This window comes from Spiroplasma endosymbiont of Lasioglossum malachurum (genome assembly GCF_964020065.1).
Lineage (GTDB): Bacteria > Bacillota_I > Bacilli_A > Mycoplasmatales > VBWQ01 > Spiroplasma_E.
Genome location: NZ_OZ026534.1, coordinates 1,167,279 through 1,188,174, shown reverse-complemented (window position 1 = coordinate 1,188,174; position 20,896 = coordinate 1,167,279). Strand labels below are relative to the sequence as shown.

The window sequence follows — 20,896 nt, the reverse complement described above, 5'->3', positions numbered from 1 at the left end:
ATAAAGATGTAAATCAATTGATTTATTAAGAGCTAAATTGTAAAGGTAAGTGCAACTAAATTATTTTTCTATCCAAATATTCGATTGGTGAAAGATAATTTAATATTTTTCTCGGTCTTTGATTTAAAGACAATATAAATTTATGAACTTCATTTTTATTAGTTTTTGAAAAAATAAATTTTTTAGGAAATTTTTCTCTAATTAAACCATTAGTATTTTCATTAGTACCTCTTTGTCAAGGTGAATATGGATTGGCAAAATAAATTTTTACATTTAAATTTTTTTCAAGTTGTTGTCAATTTGAAAATTCTTTGCCACGATCAAAAGTAATAGTTTTAACAATGTTTTTAGGAAGAATTGATAAATAATAACTGACATTTTTATTAATAACTTTAGTAGTTCTGTTTTTAACTAATATTGCTAAAGTAAATCGTGATACTCTTTCAACTAAAGTTATTAAACATGATTTGCTTTTACCTCGTGATGATACTATAGTATCTCCTTCTCAATGACCAAGTGTTATACGATCATTAACATTTATATCTCGTTCTTTAATTGATTTACCATTAAACTTGCCACGATTTTCTTTAGATTTTCGTTTTTTACCTTTTCTTCTTAAATTTTTACTAGTAACTTTATCAAGCATTCCAAAATAAATTCAAGTATAAATTGTTTTAAAACTAATAACTCACTCTTTATGAAAATTTTTAATTCTGCCATAAATTTGTTCAGGTGATCAACCTAATAGTAATTTTTGTTGTACATATTTTACTAAATTCTTATTTTTAAACTTATGAAAACTAATATGTGATTATTTTCGATTTTCAGCTTTATTTTGTGCAATTAATGAAAAATAATGATTATTATCTTTATTTCTATTAATTTCTCGAATAATAGTACTAATACTTCGATTAAGATTTTTAGCTATTTCACTAATTTTAAATTTAAATTTCAATTGATTCTCAATATAAATCCTTTCATCTATGCCAAGATGTTTATAACTCATATAAAAACTCCTTACTTTTTTCTAAACTAAATTTAGCATTATGAAATTTTTATATGAGAATTTTTTGCAATTTTATTTACTTGCACTTACAAGTATAATTCAGCAATCAGAATCACAAAATCAACAATCTTTAACAAAAAATTATTCGCAAGAAAGTTGCAAATTTAAAGTTTATTAAAAATATTATGATACATTTTTATTAAGTTAAATCTAAATTTTAATTTTCAAGAAGTATTTTTATAAAGGTTATATTTTCATTTATATTTCATAATTGTCGTTAAACATGTTAATCATCATTTATGATAGAATTTAATATATGAGATTTTAGAGTTGTGAGGTTTTAGTATGGAAGTGTCAGCAGAGAATTATAGAAACATTAATTCTCATAATCGTTGAGGAATTATTGTTAGTTCGGGATTAATGGCAATAACTTTGATTATAAGTTGAGTATTATGACTTATACTTTATCGTACTAATGTTAATGAGATTTTAGCAATTTTAACTGAAGTAATTAATAGTAAAGGCATTACATTTACTCTTACTTTTCAGATTTTAACAATTTTTACTTTTATTTTTTCGGTTATTACTCTAGTGTTTATTACAATTCCATTTATTTTTTTAAATAAATATGGAATAATAATTTTAGTATGAGCATTAATAGTAGTAGTAATTTCGCTTGTCTTACTTATTGGTTCAGGATTATTAATAAGTTATGGTTATAAAAAAATTTATAGTTATGTTATGGACAAAAAAATTATTAATGTTTTATTTTTTATTTTACCTTGAGGCTTTGCATTAATTTGTAGTTTCTTTTTAGTACTTTTTTCTTTATGATTAATAATGGCTAATTTAAGAAATAAATCAAAAAAAGCATTATCATTGACAAATAATAATGCTTTATCAGCAACAGAAATACCCGCAAGTGTTGAACAAAATTCTCTTTTTGGTGAACAAACTATTGGACCATCATTTACAGATCGATTTTTTAATGAACATGATAAATCAACACAAGGTATAAATATAGTTATTAATAATACTGGTGGAGGTGCACTTCCACAATCAAAATTACTTGATTATCAAGTAACTAGTAATCCAAATCCTGTTCAAACTAATAACAGTAGTAATAACAGTAGTAATAACAGTAGTAATAACAGTAGTAATGTTGTTAATAGTGAAGTAACTTGAACACCACAACAAATTGAAGAAGTATGAAATAAAGGAGAAATTATTGATGATTATAATCCAAAGTTATATCGAAAAGACTATGCGGGTGCGCTAATGTTTAAAAATAACTTTATTAGTAATGTTAAACTTAATGATGATCCTAAAAGTTATAATTGAACTATTATACATCAACGACCTTTATTTCATGGAGGCACTTGTGATATTAGTAATTTACAACCAATGAATAATACTAATGCTATTACTAAAGGTAATAATTATCCACGTTGAAAAACAGCTATTACTTTTAATGGAAAACAAAATTTTTTAAAACAAAAATCATGAAAAGATAAAAAATAGAGTATTAATCATTAATTTAACTGAAGATGATATTAAGCATATTATAAATATAATTGGTATTTTGCTTAGTTGTTAATAATTTAAATTTAATTACACTATTATCTTTTAAAATTTATTTGTTTATGGGAAAATGTATATAATAATTAAAAGATAGGAGCAATTAATCATGCAAGTTATTGTCCATGGAAAAAATATTAATATTACTTATGAAATTAAAAATGCTGTTGATAAAAATTTTAATTATTTACAAGAAAAGTATTCTAAATATATTAAAAAAGATATAATTGCTAAAGTTGGTATTGAAAGAAATAGTAATCATACATATAATATTTCCGTTCATATTCAGTTATTAAATAATAATTTTTTACAGTGTTTAGTAGAAAATCACGATCTTTATGTTGGCATTAATAAAACATTAGTTCCGTTGGAAAAACAATTAAGTCGTTTAAAAACGGTTGCTGATAAAACTGGTGCTGAAAGCGTTGGTCAATTTATAACTAAAGAAATTCTTGATGATAATAGTGAAGTTATTATTGACGTAACAGAAAATAAAGATTAAAGAAAACGTTTATGAAAGTATACAATTATTAGCATTAGTTTTTTTATGTAAATATGATGCATCATATTTTTTGGTAATGTTTAGTAATCTGTGTAACTTACAAAAATAACTATGTTTAATTAATTCTAGTAAATATAATTAAATGACTAGAAAGAGTGAGTTACAGATGGCTAAAAAAGATAACTTTAATAATAATGATCCAATATCAAAAGCAGTAGATTTATTATTAGAAAATACTGAAGATTTAACAACAGTTTTTAAAGAAGGGGGTTTATATAAAGAATTAACAAAACGTTTAGTTGAAAAAATGTTGAATTCTGAGATGCAAAATTATTTAGGATATGAAAAAAATCAACATAGTAATAGTGACAATGCTCGTAATGGTATAAGTTCAAAAAAATTAATAACTCAACAAGGTAAAATTGAGATTGATGTACCACGAGATCGTAATAGTAATTTTACTCCTGTAATAGTGCCAAAAAGACAGAGAAGATTTGATGGTTTTGATCAACAAGTTCTTTCCTTATATGCAAAAGGTATGACATTATCAGATATTAGAATGCAGTTACAAGAGTTATATCATGGTGCTGATATTAGTAAGTCTTATTAGTCAAATTACTGATGATGTGATTGATGATGTCAAAGCATGACAAAATAGACCATTAGAAGGCATTTATCCCATTGTTTATTTTGATTGTATAGTAGTTAAAGTACGACAAGATAAACGCATTATTAACAAATCAGTTTATATAGCTTTAGGTGTTGATTTAGAAGGTAAAAAAGATGTTTTAGGTTTATGAATTAGTGAAAATGAAGGCGCTAAATTTTGATTAGCAAATTTCACAGAAATGAAAAATCGTGGCTTAAATGATATTCTTATTGCTTGTAGTGACAACTTAACAGGCATGTCAGAAGCAATACAATCAGTTTATCCTAAAACTGAACATCAATTATGTATAGTTCATCAAATCAGAAATAGTTTAAAATATGTTTCATACAAACATCGAAAATCACTAGTTACAGATTTAAAGCCAATTTATAATGCATGTAGTGAAGAACAAGCAATGCAAGCTTTAGAATCATTTGAAAGTAAATGAAATAAACACTATCCTCAAATTGCTAAATCTTGATATAAAAATTGAGATAATTTAATGATTTTTATTAGTTATCCTCCAGAAATCAAAAGAGTGATTTATACTACAAATTCTATTGAATCTGTTAATAGTCAATTACGAAAAGTCATCAGAAATAAAAAAGTTTTTCCAAATGATATGGCAGTTTTCAAAATATTTTATTTAGCAATTGAAAATATAACGAAAAAATGAATAATGCCCATTCAAAATTGAAATACAGTAATTGCTCATTTTATGATAAAATTTGAAGATAGAATTAATCTGAACTAGTACTTTGCAAAACAAAGATACACAGATTATTAAAAAACCTCTATTTTTCATTTTCTGCATCTTGTGCTTTTTTTTGTAAATTTTCTTCTGGTGTTATTTTTAAATTTCGCTTATAAATATTTGTATCCATTTTGTTTATTATTAAAATGGCATATTCAAGACTTTTTTTTATTTCTTTAATTGCTGAATTATACTTGTAAGTGCAAGTAAATAAAATTGCAAAAAATTCTCATATAAAAATTTCATAATGCTAAATTTAGTTTAGAAAAAAGTAAGGAGTTTTTATATGAGTTATAAACATCTTGGCATAGATGAAAGGATTTATATTGAGAATCAATTGAAATTTAAATTTAAAATTAGTGAAATAGCTAAAAATCTTAATCGAAGTATTAGTACTATTATTCGAGAAATTAATAGAAATAAAGATAATAATCATTATTTTTCATTAATTGCACAAAATAAAGCTGAAAATTGAAAACAATCACATATTAGTTTTCATAAGTTTAAAAATAAGAATTTAGTAAAATATGTACAACAAAAATTACTATTAGGTTGATCACCTGAACAAATTTATGGCAGAATTAAAAATTTTCATAAAGAGTGAGTTATTAGTTTTAAAACAATTTATACTTGAATTTATTTTGGAATGCTTGATAAAGTTACTAGTAAAAATTTAAGAAGAAAAGGTAAAAAATGAAAATCTAAAGAAAATCGTGGCAAGTTTAATGGTAAATCAATTAAAGAATGAGATATAAATGTTAATGATCGTATAACACTTGGTCATTGAGAAGGAGATACTATAGTATCATCAAGAGGTAAAAGCAAATCATGTTTAATAACTTTAGTTGAAAGAGTATCACGATTTACTTTAGCAATATTAGTTAAAAACAGAACTACTAAAGTTATTAATAAAAATGTCAGTTATTATTTATCAATTCTTCCTAAAAACATTGTTAAAACTATTACTTTTGATCGTGGCAAAGAATTTTCAAATTGACAACAACTTGAAAAAAATTTAGATGTAAAAATTTATTTTGCCAATCCATATTCACCTTGACAAAGAGGTACTAATGAAAATACTAATGGTTTAATTAGAGAAAAATTTCCTAAAAAATTTATTTTTTCAAAAATTAATAAAAATGAAGTTCATAAATTTATATTGTCTTTAAATCAAAGACCGAGAAAAATATTAAATTATCTTTCACCAATCGAATATTTGGATAGAAAAATAATTTAGTTGCACTTACCTTTACAATTTAGCATAATAATAAAAAAATATTAGATAATAGTAATAAAAAAAGAGTCTGAGACTCTTTTTTTATTATATTAACGTTTTGAAAACTGCGGTGCTTTTCTGGCTGCTTTTAAACCATATTTTTTACGTTCTTTTTTACGTGCATCACGAGTTAATAATCCAAATTGTCTTAATAATACTCGATAATCTTCTGACACCTTAACTAAAACATTAGATAAAGCTAAACGTGCTGCACCAGCTTGACCAATTCTTCCGCCACCTTCAACTTTGATATTAATTTCAAAGTTTTCTAACGTATTAGTTATTTTTAAAGGTAATAACATATCTTGAACTAAGATTTCTTGTTCTAAATATTTTAAAGGCTCAAAACCATTAATTAATATTTTTGATTGACCAGTATTTTTTAAATGAACACGGGCAGTTGATGTTTTACGTCCGCCTGAACTTGAATAAGTTACGGGTTTATTAGATGTTGTCATAAAAGTCTACTCCTATTGGCCTAATATTAAAACTTCGGGGTTTTGGGCTTGATGTTGATGTTGATCATGGTTATAAACATGAAGATGTGTAAATTGCTTACGACCTAAGGTAGTATTTGGTAGCATACCTTTAATCGCTATCTCTACTAATTCAGAAGCATCTTTAGCAATCATACTTTGTGCATTACGTACACGTAATCCACCAGGATATTGTGAATGGTTATAATACTTCTTATCTTGTAATTTATTACCTGTTAATTTAATTTTGTTTGCATTAATAATAATGATATAATCTCCACAATCTAAATGTGGTGTAAATGAAGGTTTATTTTTACCACGCAATATCATTGCAACTTTAGTTGCAAGACGTCCTAAAATTAAACCACTGGCATCAATAACATATCACTTTTTTTCAATGTTACTGAAATTCATTGTTGTTTGACGCATTTTTTTCTCCTTACAGTGTAATTTTTACCGGGACTACATTGCTTAAAGCATTAATAATTATATAGAAACTTATTTAAAAAAACAAGTATTATCAAAGATTTAATAATTATTTTTACACAAAATTATCGATTACAAAATAAATAATTAAAAGTTATAACTAACTCTTATAAAAATATTTATTTTTTAAAAATATAGTATTATTTTCTAAAAATAATTACATTAAACATTTTTTTATTATATATTATTTTTTTCAATTATAAACTTAAATTAAGACTTATTTAAAAAGTATTTTAAATAAGTCTTAATTTAATTCTACAAAAATACAAATTAAAAAATATATACCAAAATATATTATTATTTAAACAATAAATTAAAAACTAAAAATAAATTAAAAGGAGAATGCTGAATTATACTTGTAAGTGCAAGTAAATAAAATTGCAAAAAATTCTCATATAAAAATTTCATAATGCTAAATTTAGTTTAGAAAAAAGTAAGGAGTTTTTATATGAGTTATAAACATCTTGGCATAGATGAAAGGATTTATATTGAGAATCAATTGAAATTTAAATTTAAAATTAGTGAAATAGCTAAAAATCTTAATCGAAGTATTAGTACTATTATTCGAGAAATTAATAGAAATAAAGATAATAATCATTATTTTTCATTAATTGCACAAAATAAAGCTGAAAATCGAAAACAATCACATATTAGTTTTCATAAGTTTAAAAATAAGAATTTAGTAAAATATGTACAACAAAAATTACTATTAGGTTGATCACCTGAACAAATTTATGGCAGAATTAAAAATTTTCATAAAGAGTGAGTTATTAGTTTTAAAATAATTTATACTTGAATTTATTTTGGAATGCTTGATAAAGTTACTAGTAAAAATTTAAGAAGAAAAGGTAAAAAACGAAAATCTAAAGAAAATCGTGGCAAGTTTAATGGTAAATCAATTAAAGAATGAGATATAGATGTTAATGATCGTATAACACTTGGTCATTGAGAAGGAGATACTATAGTATCATCAAGAGGCAAAAGCAAATCATGTTTAATAACTTTAGTTGAAAGAGTATCACGATTTACTTTAGCAATATTAGTTAAAAAAAGAACTACTAAAGTTATTAATAAAAATGTCAGTTATTATTTATCAATTCTTCCTAAAAACATTGTTAAAACTATTACTTTTGATCGTGGCAAAGAATTTTCAAATTGATAACAACTTGAAAAAAATTTAGATGTAAAAATTTATTTTGCCAATCCATATTCACCTTGACAAAGAGGTACTAATGAAAATACTAATGGTTTAATTAGAGAAAAATTTCCTAAAAAATTTATTTTTTCAAAAACTAATAAAAATGAAGTTCATAAATTTATATTGTCTTTAAATCAAAGACCGAGAAAAATATTAAATTATCTTTCACCAATCGAATATTTGGATAGAAAAATAATTTAGTTGCACTTACCTTTACAATTTAGCACTAAATTTTATTATATAAATTTAAATTATTTTTTAAAAAAATAATAACTAAAATTTAATGATATTTAATTGCAAAAATGAAAAATAATATTTGACAAATAACATTACTTATCCTATAATTAACAAGCATTCACGAAAGCAGCAAATAAGTATTATTAAGTTGCAAATAGTTTACCCTCAAAGATTATTCTTTTTATTAGTAGAATTTTCTATTAATCTTAATAGTAACCAGTGCTGTTCTGGCGAATTGTAAACTATCTTAATGAGAACTTATTAAAGTCTCTTTGTGTTTGTATACATTCCAAGGAGGTTTTTATTATGTCAAGATATACTGGTCCGGTTTTTAGAAAATCAAGAAGATTAAACTTCTCAATTCTTGAATCTGGTAAAGAATTTGCAAAAGGAAAAAAGCGAACATTCGCTCCTGGACAACACGGTCAAAAAAGAATTAAACTTTCTAACTATGGATTACAATTACAAGAAAAACAAAAAATTCGTTTCACTTATGGTTTAAATGCTCGTCAAATGAAAAATTTATTTGATGAATCAAAAAAAACTCATGGTGTTACTGGTACTAACTTGTTGGTATTCTTAGAATCAAGATTAGATAATATTGTTTTTCGTTTAGGTTTATCTTTAACAAGAAAAGGTGCTCGTCAATTAGTAAATCATGGTCATGTTTTAGTTAATGGTAAAAAAGTTAATATTCCTTCATATCGTGTTAAAATAGGAGATAAAATTACTATTACTGAAAAAGCACAAAAAAATGCAAAAATTATTGAAGCATTAAGCGCTAATGCTTCAACATTACCATTTATTGAATTCAATAAAAAAACATTTATTGGTACATATGTACGTCATCCACTACGTGACGAACTAAATACTGATATTAATGAAGCATTAGTTGTTGAATCATATGGACGTGCTTAAAATTAATAATTAATTTAAAATCTGTTATCAATTGATAACAGATTTATTTTTTAGATGGTAAATATCAATAAAAGCATTTATTATTTTTTTTATTTTTGAAAAAATAAAATATAAATTAATTATCTATTAATCAATTTCCTTAAAACAAAAGTAACAATTAATTTTCTACAACTACTATGTCAATTAAATTAAATGATATAATGTTAATTATAGATGAGTAAAGGAAGAATAAAAATGATTAAAAATGAAATTTCTGAAAAAATAGTTAGTATTACTTTTGTGATAGCTGTTATCATAACAGCTATTGGCTGATTAGGAATTAGTAAAAACAAAAAGAAATATTTAATTTTATGAATAGCTATAATTCCTTTAATTTTTAGTAACATATTTTCATTTTTTACTAAAAATTATTATGATAATATTTTACTAATATCAGTATTAACGATATCTTATTTAATTTATATAGGTTTTTTAATCATTAGTACTTATCGATTTATTAAGACAAAAGACAAAAAAGAAAGTAATAATAAACAAGTAGAAAATACTATTGATTTAATAAAAAATAAAATATTGTAAAAGTTACCCCAAAGGGTAACTTTTATATGTTCTCTATAAATAATGAACTTAATATAGGTTCATATTATATAACATTATGAAAACTATTTGAACCATTACCATTATTAGGGAGGTTTTTTAATAATCTGTGTATCTTTGTTTTGCAAAGTACTAGTTCAGATTAATTCTGTCTTCAAATTTTATCATAAAATGAGCAATTGCTGTATTTCAATTTTGAATGGGCATTATTCATTTTTTTGTTATATTTTCAATTGCTAAGTAAAATATTTTGAAAACTGCCATATCATTTGGAAAAACTTTTTTATTTCTGATAACTTTTCGTAATTGACTATTAACAGATTCAATAGAATTTGTAGTATAAATCACTCTTTTGATTTTTGGAGGATAACTAATAAAAATCATTAAATTATCTCAATTTTTATATCAAGATTTAGCAATTTGAGGATAGTGTTTATTTCATTTACTTTCAAATGATTCTAAAGCTTGCATTGCTTGTTCTTCACTACATGCATTATAAATTGGCTTTAAATCTGTAACTAGTGATTTTCGATGTTTGTATGAAACATATTTTAAACTATTTCTGATTTGATGAACTATACATAATTGATGTTCAGTTTTAGGATAAACTGATTGTATTGCTTCTGACATGCCTGTTAAGTTGTCACTACAAGCAATAAGAATATCATTTAAGCCACGATTTTTCATTTCTGTGAAATTTGCTAATCAAAATTTAGCGCCTTCATTTTCACTAATTCATAAACCTAAAACATCTTTTTTACCTTCTAAATCAACACCTAAAGCTATATAAACTGATTTGTTAATAATGCGTTTATCTTGTCGTACTTTAACTACTATACAATCAAAATAAACAATGGGATAAATGCCTTCTAATGGTCTATTTTGTCATGCTTTGACATCATCAATCACATCATCAGTAATTTGACTAATAACACTTTCACTAATATCAGCACCATGATATAACTCTTGTAACTGCATTCTAATATCTGATAATGTCATACCTTTTGCATATAAGGAAAGAACTTGTTGATCAAAACCATCAAATCTTCTCTGTCTTTTTGGCACTATTACAGGAGTAAAATTACTATTACGATCTCGTGGTACATCAATCTCAATTTTATCTTGTTGAGTTATTAATTTTTTTGAACTTATACCATTACGAGCATTGTCATTATTACTATGTTGATTTTTTTCATATCCTAAATAATTTTGCATCTCAGAATTCAACATTTTTTCAACTAAACGTTTTGTTAATTCTTTATATAAACCCTCTTCTTTAAAAACTGTTGTTAAATCTTCAGTATTTTCTAATAATAAATCTACTGCTTTTGATATTGGATCATTATTATTAAAGTTATCTTTTTTAGCCATCTGTAACTCACTCTTTCTAGTCATTTAATTATATTTACTAGAATTAATTAAACATAGTTATTTTTGTAAGTTACACAGATTACTAAACATTACCTTATTAGGAATATGTTCTTGATTTGCTGCATCAATAAAATTTTGTTGTCTTGTTAATGGACCATTTTCTAAAATTTGATTAATTCTTGTTTGTAAGTCAGGATTATTAGGTTCTTTATATTTATTAGCATTCTTTCATCTTGAATTTGGTGTTTCAATTTCTTCTTTTCTAGTAACTAATTCTTTATATATTTCTTCTAATTTTTTAAACTTTTCTAATTCATCAACATTATTAAGAGCATTTACTATTTCTTTTAATAGTTGGATATTAATTCGATGTTGAAGTGACATATAAAAAGGATTATAAGAAACAGAATATCCTGCTTTACTTTCTGCATTATAAATTTTCTCTTCAACGTCTATATATTCATTAATATTATTAATTAATTTACCTATATTTATTCTGAAACTGTCAATCATATTTTTCTTATATTCTTTAGGTGTGTTTTCTAATGTTTTTCTTAATAAATCATCTAACATATTCTTTATCTTCCTTTGCTTATTAAAATTAACTTAATAAAAATCCTAATATAGAAAATATCTATACTAGGAAAGAACATTTATTAAATTACTAGGTAATAATATCATATTTTTTTTAAAACACAAAGAAAAATTACTACTCCAGTTATAAGTAAAAATTAAATTCCTCAACTATTTTTTTATTTTTATTAAAACGGATTATAAATATTTTTTAAATTTTGAATAATATGTTCTCTTACTATTACATCTTTAATTGAATTAGTAAAAGCAGAAATTTTAGGCTTTAAAAGATTATAACGACCCATATTTTTTGGAAGTGTAGTATCTATTCTTGGCATATCTTTTAAATTATTATCAAATATTTGTACTACTTCCGAATATAAATTAAGTATATTAGCATAAGCATTAAAAACTAATACCATATAATTAATATCTAAAAAATTATCAACTCCGTGTTGTTGCAAGAGTTCTATAATTATTTTTTTATTAGCATTGATATCACCTGTTGATTCCATTTCTTTTAGAGCATTAGCAATTTTATCGGTTTCATCTACTCTTAATATACCTATCATTTTTAACTTTTCAACAGTACTGTAACATTCCTCATAAGTTGTATTATTTTTTAATTCATTTATACTCTGCTTTAATGTTTCACTATTTTGATATAAATCAATAACAGTGTTAATTTCTGTTACATTAACATTTAAAAAAGGAAGATTATTATCAATACTACTAAATATTTTATGAGTAACAGAAGTTGTTGGTATTTCATTTTTAATAACACCATAACTTAATAATTTATTACCGAAAACACTAGTACCCATCATAATTATTATGATACTACCTAAAATACTCATTCTAATAAAATTAATTAAAATTCCCGCTGTAGCATTTATTGCTTTGTGTTCAATTTTATTTTTATTAAAAAGTACAAAATATAAAATAATATAGATTATTCAAAATAAAATATTAATACCAATAATTCAAACAATAGCATATATCAAAAATCCAATATTATCAGTTAATAAATTCTTAAATGAAGCAAAACTACCGCTAAGGTCACTAAACCATGGTGATACCATATTTTTAAAAGAATCTATTAACATTGGTTTAAATGCCAACATTAAACCAATACTAAGTAAATTACCAGCGCTAATAAATGTTAATGCTCTTCCCCCAATAAAAAAGCCAGTAACAATACCAAAAATAATAATAGCAAAAATAATAATATCCCATAATAATGGAGAAACATTAATAAATATCATATTTAAATACCCTTCCTTATTTATGAACAACTATAAAATAATGACGCTTACCTTTTTTAATAACTGTTACTTGATTATTAATTGCGTTTTTTTTACTAATAAGAAAATTTATATTGGTAATTTTTTCACCATTAACAACAATTGAACCTTGAATAATTAGTTCTCTTGCTATTCTTTTTGAATTACAAATTTGATTATTAACTAAAAAATCAATTATTTGTTCATTATGATTAAGATTAAAATGTGGTACATCTTTTAAAACCTGTAAAATCTCAGATGATTTCATTTGATGAATCCGGTCGTGGAAAAAAGCATTAGTAATATTAATAGCACTAAAATATCCATTTAATTTATGAATAAATACTGTTAATAAAGCTGCTAAAATCTTTTGTCCATAATGTTGCTTAACATCACTGTTATGAATTACTAAAATTTTTGCTATTTGTTCTTCACTAAATAAAGTTAAAGAATTAAAAAAAGTAGGCAAATCTTTATCTTCTTGATTAAATAAAAATTGATATAACTCATAAGGCGAAGTTTTTTCACTATTTAAAAATATAGCACCTTTTTCGCTTTTACCAAATTTTTCACCATTAGATTTAGTTAATAAATTAATAGTAATACCGGCAGCATGATGTTCATCACCTTTTTGTTTTCTAATTAAATCTAAACCGGAAGTAATATTTCCTCATTGATCACTACCACCAGATTGAATATAACATTGCTCTTTTTCATATAAATGATAAAAATCATACGCTTGTAATACCATATAAGAAAATTCAGTATAAGAAATTCCAGAATTTAAACGATTAGCAATCATTTCTTTGCCTAACATTTGATTAACATTAAAATGCTTACCAATATCACGCAAAAAAGTTGTAATTGTTAGTGGGTCTAATCATGTTTGATTATTAATAATTTTAATTGGTTTAATTTTATTGTTTAATGTTCCCAATGGTAATTTTAAAAATGTAATTCAAGTTTCTACATAACTATCACAATAATTTAACAATTGTTTAAAGGAAAGATTATTTAAATCACTTTTCATAGTAATTCACTTTTGATCAAAATTACAAATTTCATATAAAGTTTTTAGTAATGATGCTGATAATCCTAATTCTTCTCAAGGTAAGGGCAATGTTTCTAAAATACTACTTAAAGTCTGTTGATATTGATTATTTGGATTAATACTTTTAATAATCATCTCTAATGTTTCATATTCTTTATCATTTAATAAATTACATGTTTTAATTAATTCTAATGATGTTAAATTATCAATATTTTCATAACTTAATAATGTCACTAACTGCTCTTTTATTTTTCTAACATTAGTTTGTAACACATTTTCATCTAATAAATTACGTTCTTTATTTTTACCACTTGGATCACCAATCATTGCCGTTGTACCACCAATAACAGCAATTGGTTGAAAACCAAATATAGCAAAACGATGCAATAAAATAATTTGTAGTAAATTACCCAAATGTAATGAATCATTACTTGGATCAAAACCACAATATATTCCTTTTCCTAATTTTCCTGCATTAATTACTTTATCTATGCTACTAATATCTTTTAAGATATTACGTAATTTTAATTCGTCAATAATATTGGATTTTATTATATTATTCATAGCATCTCCTATTTATTTTCATCTAAAATATCATCAACTAACAAATCAATAGTTGTAATAACTGTATCGTTATTATTACTTGCATTATTGTAATTAATAGATGTAGTTTCTTTAAATATTTTATCGCAAAATTCTAGATAGCGCGATGGTAAACTATCATATATTTGTTGTTGTTCTCTATTTTTTTTAATTTGTGCAATTCTAGTATTATCAAGATTACTAGAATTATTATACGCTACTTCTTTTTCACGAAAAATATTTTCTTTAGTTTTTTTATCAACATATTGCTCAATAGTGCTAGAACTGCTATCAGCTTTTTTAATATTAATTGGAATCGTAGTTATTTTTTGATGATTAAGACCAAATATAGGTGAAATAATACTACTTAACTGATAAGGTTCTTTTTTAGCATTATCAACATTAGTAGTAACATTTTCAATTTTAACTTCTGTATTTTCTATTGTCATAATAACTCCTTAATGATAATCAATAATTAAATTATAACATTTTAATGATTAATTATTCCTAATATAAAGTGAATAATTTTCATAATCTTCATTAAGATAAAAAAATTACTAGTGAATATCAATTAATTTTATAAAAAGTACTAATACTTTTCTCAAATTTATTTTTAATAAAAAATAAAATAATAAAAAAGTAGTACTTATTTATAAAGTACTACTAAAAGTGTATTAAATTGATTTTATTCAACACTAAATGTGTCATATAAATTTGAAGCATCAATATTATCAAACCCTACAGCAAAAAACTCACTAATAGATGAATCCAACCCATTAATTATTTTTAAGATTGCAACTAAAGATACGTTTCTTGTTCCTCTTTCAGCATCAGAAATATAATTACGATGTAGGCCGCTTGCTTCTCCAAGTTTCTCTTGTGAAAATTTTCTACCTTTTTGATTACGTAAAGTTTTCATTCGTTTTCCAAAAGCATTCAATAAATCTTGACGACCTTTGCTTAAAATTTCTTTCTTTTTCATTGTATGGCCTCCTCATATACTTTTTATTATTAACTTACAATGTTTCTTGATACTTTTTCTTAATTTCGCGAATTAAATGATTAACCCCAGACTTAGTAATGACAAAACCAGTTTCTTGATAGTAAAGTTCACCCAATTCTGAAAGTGATGCTTCAGGATTTTTTAATCTTAAATTTGAAATAATTTGAGCTTTTAATGACAACGCTTTGAAAAATTTTTTATCCTTTAAAAAAGAAATCATTATAACTTGCTGATTTCCAGCATTTAAAATTTTTTGTTGATTAGAAATATCAATATTATTAAAACGATTAATATTATTAAATAATTCTCGTGAAATGCGTTTATCTTCAAAAGCGAAAACTGCTTGTGGACAATCAATTATTTTTAAAAAGTCAGAAATTACATTAGATTTTTTTAGATAAAGCACCATTTTATTACGACGTTTTATTGTTTTAAAGTTTAATTTAAAAATTTGTAATAAAATATTTTTAATTTTTTTAGCCAACATATCATTATGAAATTGTAATTCCAAATGGTAGTTAGGTGTTGAAGGAGAATTGATACTGCCAACTACAAGGAAGATTCCTGCGATATACGCTCTTATACAATGCTCTTTTATTATATGGTGGTGCATAGCTTCTTTCTCAATAAAAAGATATTTATCTTGAAGCATTAAATCATTAATAATAAAATCAATTTTATTATTAATACGAATATTATACACCTTTGGACGCTCAAATTTATTTAAAACATCCACCATAACTATCAATTTTACATCTTTATATTGATTTTTTAAAAATTTATATATTAACCTAGTGGTTTTGTTATGAAAACTATGAATAATAATCTCATTATTTATTTTATCTGAATTTGTAATCTTACCATTAATAAGCGAATATGCTGATAGCAAAGATTTCTGACAACAATTTTTAAAACTTTTTTGACAGATTTCATCTTTTACACTTGTTGTAAATGATATCATTACTATCACCTCAATTGTACACTTTATTCATTAAAATTATCAATAAAATTTATTAAATATTGTGCTGCAATCGCTCCATCGTTAACAGCAGTTACTATTTGTCTTAAATTTTTAGCAATTACATCACCAGCTGCATATAATCCTGGGATTTTAGTTTGACACTTATCATTAACTATAATATAACCATTGCTATCACAAATATCTAAATCTTTAACAAATTTTGTAACAGGATCAGAACCAATATAAGGAAATAAGGCATCAGTAGTAATTTCACTAATTTCCTTAGTTTTAATATTTTGAATTTCTAATTTACCTACTTTTTTCTTATCCTCAGTACCTAATACTTTTAATACAACATAATCAGTTATTAAATTAATATTTTCATTATTTTTAACTTTATTAACGGTTTTATCATCAGCACGAAATTGATCACGACGATGAATAAGATTAACTTTATTAGTAAATCTTGTTAAATATAAAGATTCTTCACAAGCAGCATAACCACCGCCAACTACACTAATAATTTTATTCTTAAATAAAGCACCATCACAAACAGCACAATAAGAAACACCACGATTAGCATATTCTTCTTCACCAGGAACACCAATTTTACGTTCTAATGAACCAGTAGCTATAATTACTCCTTTAGCAATAAGAACATCACCACTACTTAAAAGGACTGTTTTAATTTTATGATTTTCACTATCTGTAATTTTAATAACCTCATCAGTAACAAATTCAACTTGTAGTTTCTCAACTTGCTTTTGCATTTTTTCTGATAATTCAGGCCCTAAAATATAATCATAACCTGGATAATTTTCAATTTCAGAAGTTTTAATCATTTTTCCACCAACAATATATTTTTCAATAATCACAGTTTTAAGATTTGCTCTTTGTGCATAAATAGCAGCTGTCATTCCTGTTGGACCGCCACCAATAACTACTAAATCATAATTATATTTATTTTCTTTATTAGTATGATTTTTCATATAATCATTCTCCTTTACGAAATCTTGATGGTGCAATAATTTGTGCAAATATTACTAAAATAACACCTAAAATAATTCACATTCCAGAAACTATCATTGAAGTTGAAACATTGGCTATTTTCATAATGTCTCTATTATCACGAAGTGGTTCTAAAATTATTCTAATAATACCATAAAAGACAAAGTATAAACTACCTGATACTCCTGCATACGTTACTCGATAATTATTAGGATTATACATAGTATTTAAAGATTTAGAATGTGGTTGCATATTATATTTAATCTTTAAATATCATTTTTTTATCTTTGATTTAAGTTTTGAATGTGTTTTAACATCTTTTCAAGGTATTTTTTCAACACTTTTAACACTATTCTTATTGGGTGTAAAATCAAAATATGCTTGTTTTCAACTTTCATATTTAAATTTACGATATCCATGAATTTTTTTAATAACCGTTCAAGGTTTTAAAAAATCTTTTCCAACAATTGGATTAGTCTTTAAAGGCGAAATAAATTGCGAAGAATCTAATTTTCATGGTTTTTTACTAAATATTTGTCCTGTTTTTGGTACAAAAAACGTTAAAAAGAATCAAGCAAATAATAAAGATAATGACTCATATAAAAATAAAGGTTGACGATAAACAGCAACAGGATCTCGATTATCGCTATTAAAACCATAATGTAAATGATTATTTATTCATGTTGGTAATCAACTGAAAGGATGACCAACATCAGTTCCTAGTAATTCTTGATTAAAAAAATTACCTCATCTACCAATCGCTTGACCTAATAAAATATTTGGAACAATACAATCAATAAAAACTCACATTGAAATTTGTAACTGTTTTGAAGTACGATAAAAAATAAAGAACCCTACTATCATTCCAATTGTAACGCCTCCTTCAATTGCCATACCACCTCTTCAAACGGCAACTACATCAAGTGCATTTTCAATTGTGCTAGTATTATTAAGAACATATCATGCTCTTGCTCCTATTAATCCTGCTAATGCAATAACTAATGTTCCTCATTCTAAAGTTTTAGTTGGAATATTACGACGATATAATTTTATTCATGAAGCAATGACAGCAGTTAAAAAACCTATTGCCATTAATACTGAATAAATATGAATTCCCGTTCCCGGAATATCGGTAATTAAACTATTGTATCCATCATCATTAATCATATTTTTTCCTTTTTGATAATTTAATAATTAAATTATTTCTTTTTTGTTAAATTTCTAATTATTTGTTTTTGAAAACTAGCAGTAGCGTCTTGACCTTCATCTTTTAACTTTAAACTAATAACTGCTGCTTCAATTAAATCAGCTAAATTTCTTCCTGGACTAACAGGAATAATTATTTTAGGCACTTTAATTTCAAAAAAAACATCAAAGTTATTATATTCACCAAGTCGATCAACTTTAGTTCAACCATCATTTTCAATTCTAATTAAATTAATAATTAAATTTACTTGACTCTCATGCATTATAACATGATATCCATACATTTTGGTAATATCTAGGATACCTATTCCTCTAATTTCAATTAAATTTTTAATAATCGGATTAACTTTTCCTACAATTTTATTGTTGACTTTTAAAATATCAATACTATCATCGCCAACAAATAAGTGCCCATTACGTAATAAATCTAATGTTGTTTCTGATTTACCAATACCACTTTCACCTGTAATTAGGATACCATAACCAAAAATATTTACTAGAGTACCATGTAAACGTTTAGATTCAGATAAACGTTCAACAATATACGTAGAAACTGTTGCTGCAAATTCAGAAGTAAAAAATAATACTTCAATAATTGGAACTGTTGAATTAATCGCTTTAGCACAGTCACATAATTCTTTTTTAAATTTAAAATTAGGTGTTACAAAAATAGCAGGAATATGATCTTCTAAAATATTACTAAAATGGTTCTTAAATTCTGTTTTTGGTAAAGAAGAAATATATTCGCTTTCTTTACTGCTTAATAAAATTATACGACGACTACGTGAGATTTGTTTAGTTTTAAATCCTGTTAACTCTAAACCACCACGATTAGTACCAATATTAGTAATAATTCTTTTTTCAATTGGAATTTTGGGATTAATATATAAAATTGTTAAATTAAATTTTGTTATTATTTCGCCAACACTAAGGTTTTCCATACTTAATTTCCTACCTTTTATAATTAAAATTTTTGATTAATTTTAAACATAATATAATTATATATAATATATCAACAGAAAGTTTATTATTAACAAAAAATATACATAAGTTTCTAAAAACATTAAAAAAACTATTGAATAATATAATAAAAAATTATTAAACATTTCATTATCAAATGCTGAATTATACTTGTAAGTGCAAGTAAATAAAATTGCAAAAAATTCTCATATAAAAATTTCATAATGCTAAATTTAGTTTAGAAAAAAGTAAGGAGTTTTTATATTAGTTATAAATATCTTGGCATAGATGAAAGGATTTATATTGAGAATCAATTGAAATTTAAATTTAAAATTAGTAAAATAGCTAAAAATCTTAATCGAAGTATTAGTACTATTATTCGAGAAATTAATAGAAATAAAGATAATAATCATTATTTTTCATTAATTGCACAAAATAAAGCTGAAAATCGAAAACAATCACATATTAGTTTTCATAAGTTTAAAAATAAGAATTTAGTAAAATATGTACAACAAAAATTACTATTAGGTTGATCACCTGAACAAATTTATGGCAGAATTAAAAATTTTCATAAAGAGTGAGTTATTAGTTTTAAAACAATTTATACTTGAATTTATTTTGGAATGCTTGATAAAGTTACTAGTAAAAATTTAAGAAGAAAAGGTAAAAAACGAAAATCTAAAGAAAATCGTGGCAAGTTTAATGGTAAATCAATTAAAGAACGAGATATAAATGTTAATGATCGTATAACACTTGGTCATTGAGAAGGAGATACTATAGTATCATCAAGAGGCAAAAGCAAATCATGTTTAATAACTTTAGTTGAAAGAGTATCACGATTTACTTTAGCAATATTAGTTAAAAACAGAACTACTAAAGTTATTAATAAAAATGTCAGTTATTATTTATCAATTCTTCCTAAAAACATTGTTAAAACTATTACTTTTGATCGTGGCAAAGAATTTTCAAATTGACAACAACTTGAAAAAAATTTAGATGTAAAAATTTATTTTGCCAATCCATATTCACCTTGACAAAGAGGTACTAATGAAAATACTAATGGTTTAATTAGAGAAAAATTTCCTAAAAAATTTATTTTTTCAAAAACTAATAAAAATGAAGTTCATAAATTTATATTGTCTTTAAATCAAAGACCGAGAAAAATATTAAATTATCTTTCACCAATCGAATATTTGGATAGAAAAATAATTTAGTTGCACTTAC

Annotated in this window: 21 protein-coding genes and 1 pseudogene; 8 read left to right on the top strand and 14 right to left on the bottom strand. The window is 24.0% G+C overall.

All coding sequences use genetic code 4. From position 1 onward, the window contains the following. Positions 1-55: 55 nt before the first annotated feature. Positions 56-724, bottom strand: coding sequence for an IS30 family transposase (locus AACK95_RS06405; RefSeq protein WP_338981072.1), 669 nt, complete (start codon positions 722-724; stop codon positions 56-58). An 87-nt stretch (positions 725-811) separates the two neighbouring features. Next, positions 812-1,006, bottom strand: a complete 195-nt coding sequence (locus AACK95_RS06400; protein ID WP_338979555.1) for a helix-turn-helix domain-containing protein — start codon at positions 1,004-1,006, stop codon at positions 812-814. Between the two features lie 345 nt (positions 1,007-1,351). Between AACK95_RS06400 and AACK95_RS06395 the strand changes: the two genes are divergently transcribed. The 4 genes and pseudogenes from AACK95_RS06395 (at position 1,352) to AACK95_RS06380 (ending at position 5,726) form a co-directional block, all read left to right on the top strand. Beyond that, on the top strand, positions 1,352-2,527 hold the full coding sequence (locus AACK95_RS06395; RefSeq protein ID WP_338980054.1) for a hypothetical protein: 1,176 nt from the start codon (positions 1,352-1,354) through the stop codon (positions 2,525-2,527). Between the two features lie 166 nt (positions 2,528-2,693). Continuing rightward, entirely contained in the window at positions 2,694-3,086 is a 393-nt protein-coding gene (gene hpf, locus AACK95_RS06390) for a ribosome hibernation-promoting factor, HPF/YfiA family (protein WP_338980052.1), read from the top strand. Positions 3,087-3,252: 166 nt separating this feature from the next. After that, positions 3,253-4,489, top strand: a pseudogene (locus AACK95_RS06385) (IS256 family transposase). Positions 4,490-4,775: 286 nt separating this feature from the next. Further along, complete coding sequence (locus tag AACK95_RS06380; protein WP_338980050.1) at positions 4,776-5,726, top strand: IS30 family transposase; 951 nt, start codon at positions 4,776-4,778, stop codon at positions 5,724-5,726. An 89-nt stretch (positions 5,727-5,815) separates the two neighbouring features. Here AACK95_RS06380 and rpsI read toward each other — a convergent pair whose 3' ends face one another. Further along, entirely contained in the window at positions 5,816-6,223 is a 408-nt protein-coding gene (gene rpsI, locus AACK95_RS06375) for a 30S ribosomal protein S9 (protein WP_338980048.1), read from the bottom strand. A 12-nt stretch (positions 6,224-6,235) separates the two neighbouring features. Further along, positions 6,236-6,670 carry a 50S ribosomal protein L13 gene (gene rplM, locus AACK95_RS06370; RefSeq protein ID WP_338980046.1) on the bottom strand — a complete coding sequence of 145 codons (435 nt, stop codon included), beginning with the start codon at positions 6,668-6,670 and terminating at the stop codon, positions 6,236-6,238. A 505-nt stretch (positions 6,671-7,175) separates the two neighbouring features. Here rplM and AACK95_RS06365 point away from each other — a divergent pair. From AACK95_RS06365 to AACK95_RS06355, 3 genes are all read left to right on the top strand, one after another. Next, positions 7,176-7,889, top strand: a complete 714-nt coding sequence (locus tag AACK95_RS06365; protein ID WP_338980044.1) for an IS30 family transposase — start codon at positions 7,176-7,178, stop codon at positions 7,887-7,889. Between the two features lie 579 nt (positions 7,890-8,468). Further along, a complete protein-coding gene (gene rpsD, locus AACK95_RS06360) occupies positions 8,469-9,080 on the top strand; it encodes a 30S ribosomal protein S4 (protein ID WP_174480874.1) in 612 nt (203 codons plus the stop codon). A 234-nt stretch (positions 9,081-9,314) separates the two neighbouring features. Further along, positions 9,315-9,656, top strand: a complete 342-nt coding sequence (locus tag AACK95_RS06355; protein ID WP_338980043.1) for a hypothetical protein — start codon at positions 9,315-9,317, stop codon at positions 9,654-9,656. A 150-nt stretch (positions 9,657-9,806) separates the two neighbouring features. On the opposite strand, the gene AACK95_RS06350 is transcribed toward AACK95_RS06355, so the two are convergent. The 10 genes from AACK95_RS06350 to hprK form a co-directional block, all read right to left on the bottom strand. Further along, positions 9,807-11,045 (bottom strand): IS256 family transposase, encoded by a 1,239-nt coding sequence (locus tag AACK95_RS06350; protein WP_338981070.1) that lies wholly within the window; start codon positions 11,043-11,045, stop codon positions 9,807-9,809. 57 nt (positions 11,046-11,102) lie between these two features. After that, positions 11,103-11,618, bottom strand: a complete 516-nt coding sequence (locus AACK95_RS06345) for a hypothetical protein (protein ID WP_338980042.1) — start codon at positions 11,616-11,618, stop codon at positions 11,103-11,105. A gap of 188 nt (positions 11,619-11,806) precedes the next feature. Beyond that, positions 11,807-12,883, bottom strand: a complete 1,077-nt coding sequence (locus tag AACK95_RS06340; protein ID WP_338980040.1) for a hypothetical protein — start codon at positions 12,881-12,883, stop codon at positions 11,807-11,809. 16 nt (positions 12,884-12,899) lie between these two features. Continuing rightward, complete coding sequence (gene tyrS, locus AACK95_RS06335; RefSeq protein ID WP_338980039.1) at positions 12,900-14,516, bottom strand: tyrosine--tRNA ligase; 1,617 nt, start codon at positions 14,514-14,516, stop codon at positions 12,900-12,902. 8 nt (positions 14,517-14,524) lie between these two features. Next, complete coding sequence (locus AACK95_RS06330; RefSeq protein ID WP_338980037.1) at positions 14,525-14,983, bottom strand: hypothetical protein; 459 nt, start codon at positions 14,981-14,983, stop codon at positions 14,525-14,527. Between the two features lie 236 nt (positions 14,984-15,219). Next, positions 15,220-15,516, bottom strand: coding sequence for a helix-turn-helix transcriptional regulator (locus AACK95_RS06325; protein WP_338980035.1), 297 nt, complete (start codon positions 15,514-15,516; stop codon positions 15,220-15,222). A gap of 34 nt (positions 15,517-15,550) precedes the next feature. Beyond that, entirely contained in the window at positions 15,551-16,498 is a 948-nt protein-coding gene (gene whiA / locus AACK95_RS06320; protein WP_338980034.1) for a DNA-binding protein WhiA, read from the bottom strand. A gap of 23 nt (positions 16,499-16,521) precedes the next feature. Continuing rightward, positions 16,522-17,487: a thioredoxin-disulfide reductase gene (gene trxB, locus AACK95_RS06315; protein WP_338980032.1), complete on the bottom strand. Its 966-nt coding sequence runs from the start codon at positions 17,485-17,487 to the stop codon at positions 16,522-16,524. Beyond that, complete coding sequence (locus AACK95_RS06310) at positions 17,471-18,673, bottom strand: prolipoprotein diacylglyceryl transferase (protein WP_338980030.1); 1,203 nt, start codon at positions 18,671-18,673, stop codon at positions 17,471-17,473. The genes trxB and AACK95_RS06310 overlap by 17 nt, the downstream gene beginning before the upstream one ends. A gap of 32 nt (positions 18,674-18,705) precedes the next feature. After that, positions 18,706-19,653 carry an HPr(Ser) kinase/phosphatase gene (hprK, locus tag AACK95_RS06305; protein ID WP_338980028.1) on the bottom strand — a complete coding sequence of 316 codons (948 nt, stop codon included), beginning with the start codon at positions 19,651-19,653 and terminating at the stop codon, positions 18,706-18,708. Positions 19,654-19,935: 282 nt separating this feature from the next. On the opposite strand from hprK, the gene AACK95_RS06300 reads away from it, so the two are divergent. After that, positions 19,936-20,886, top strand: a complete 951-nt coding sequence (locus tag AACK95_RS06300; protein ID WP_338981068.1) for an IS30 family transposase — start codon at positions 19,936-19,938, stop codon at positions 20,884-20,886. Positions 20,887-20,896 lie beyond the last annotated feature (10 nt).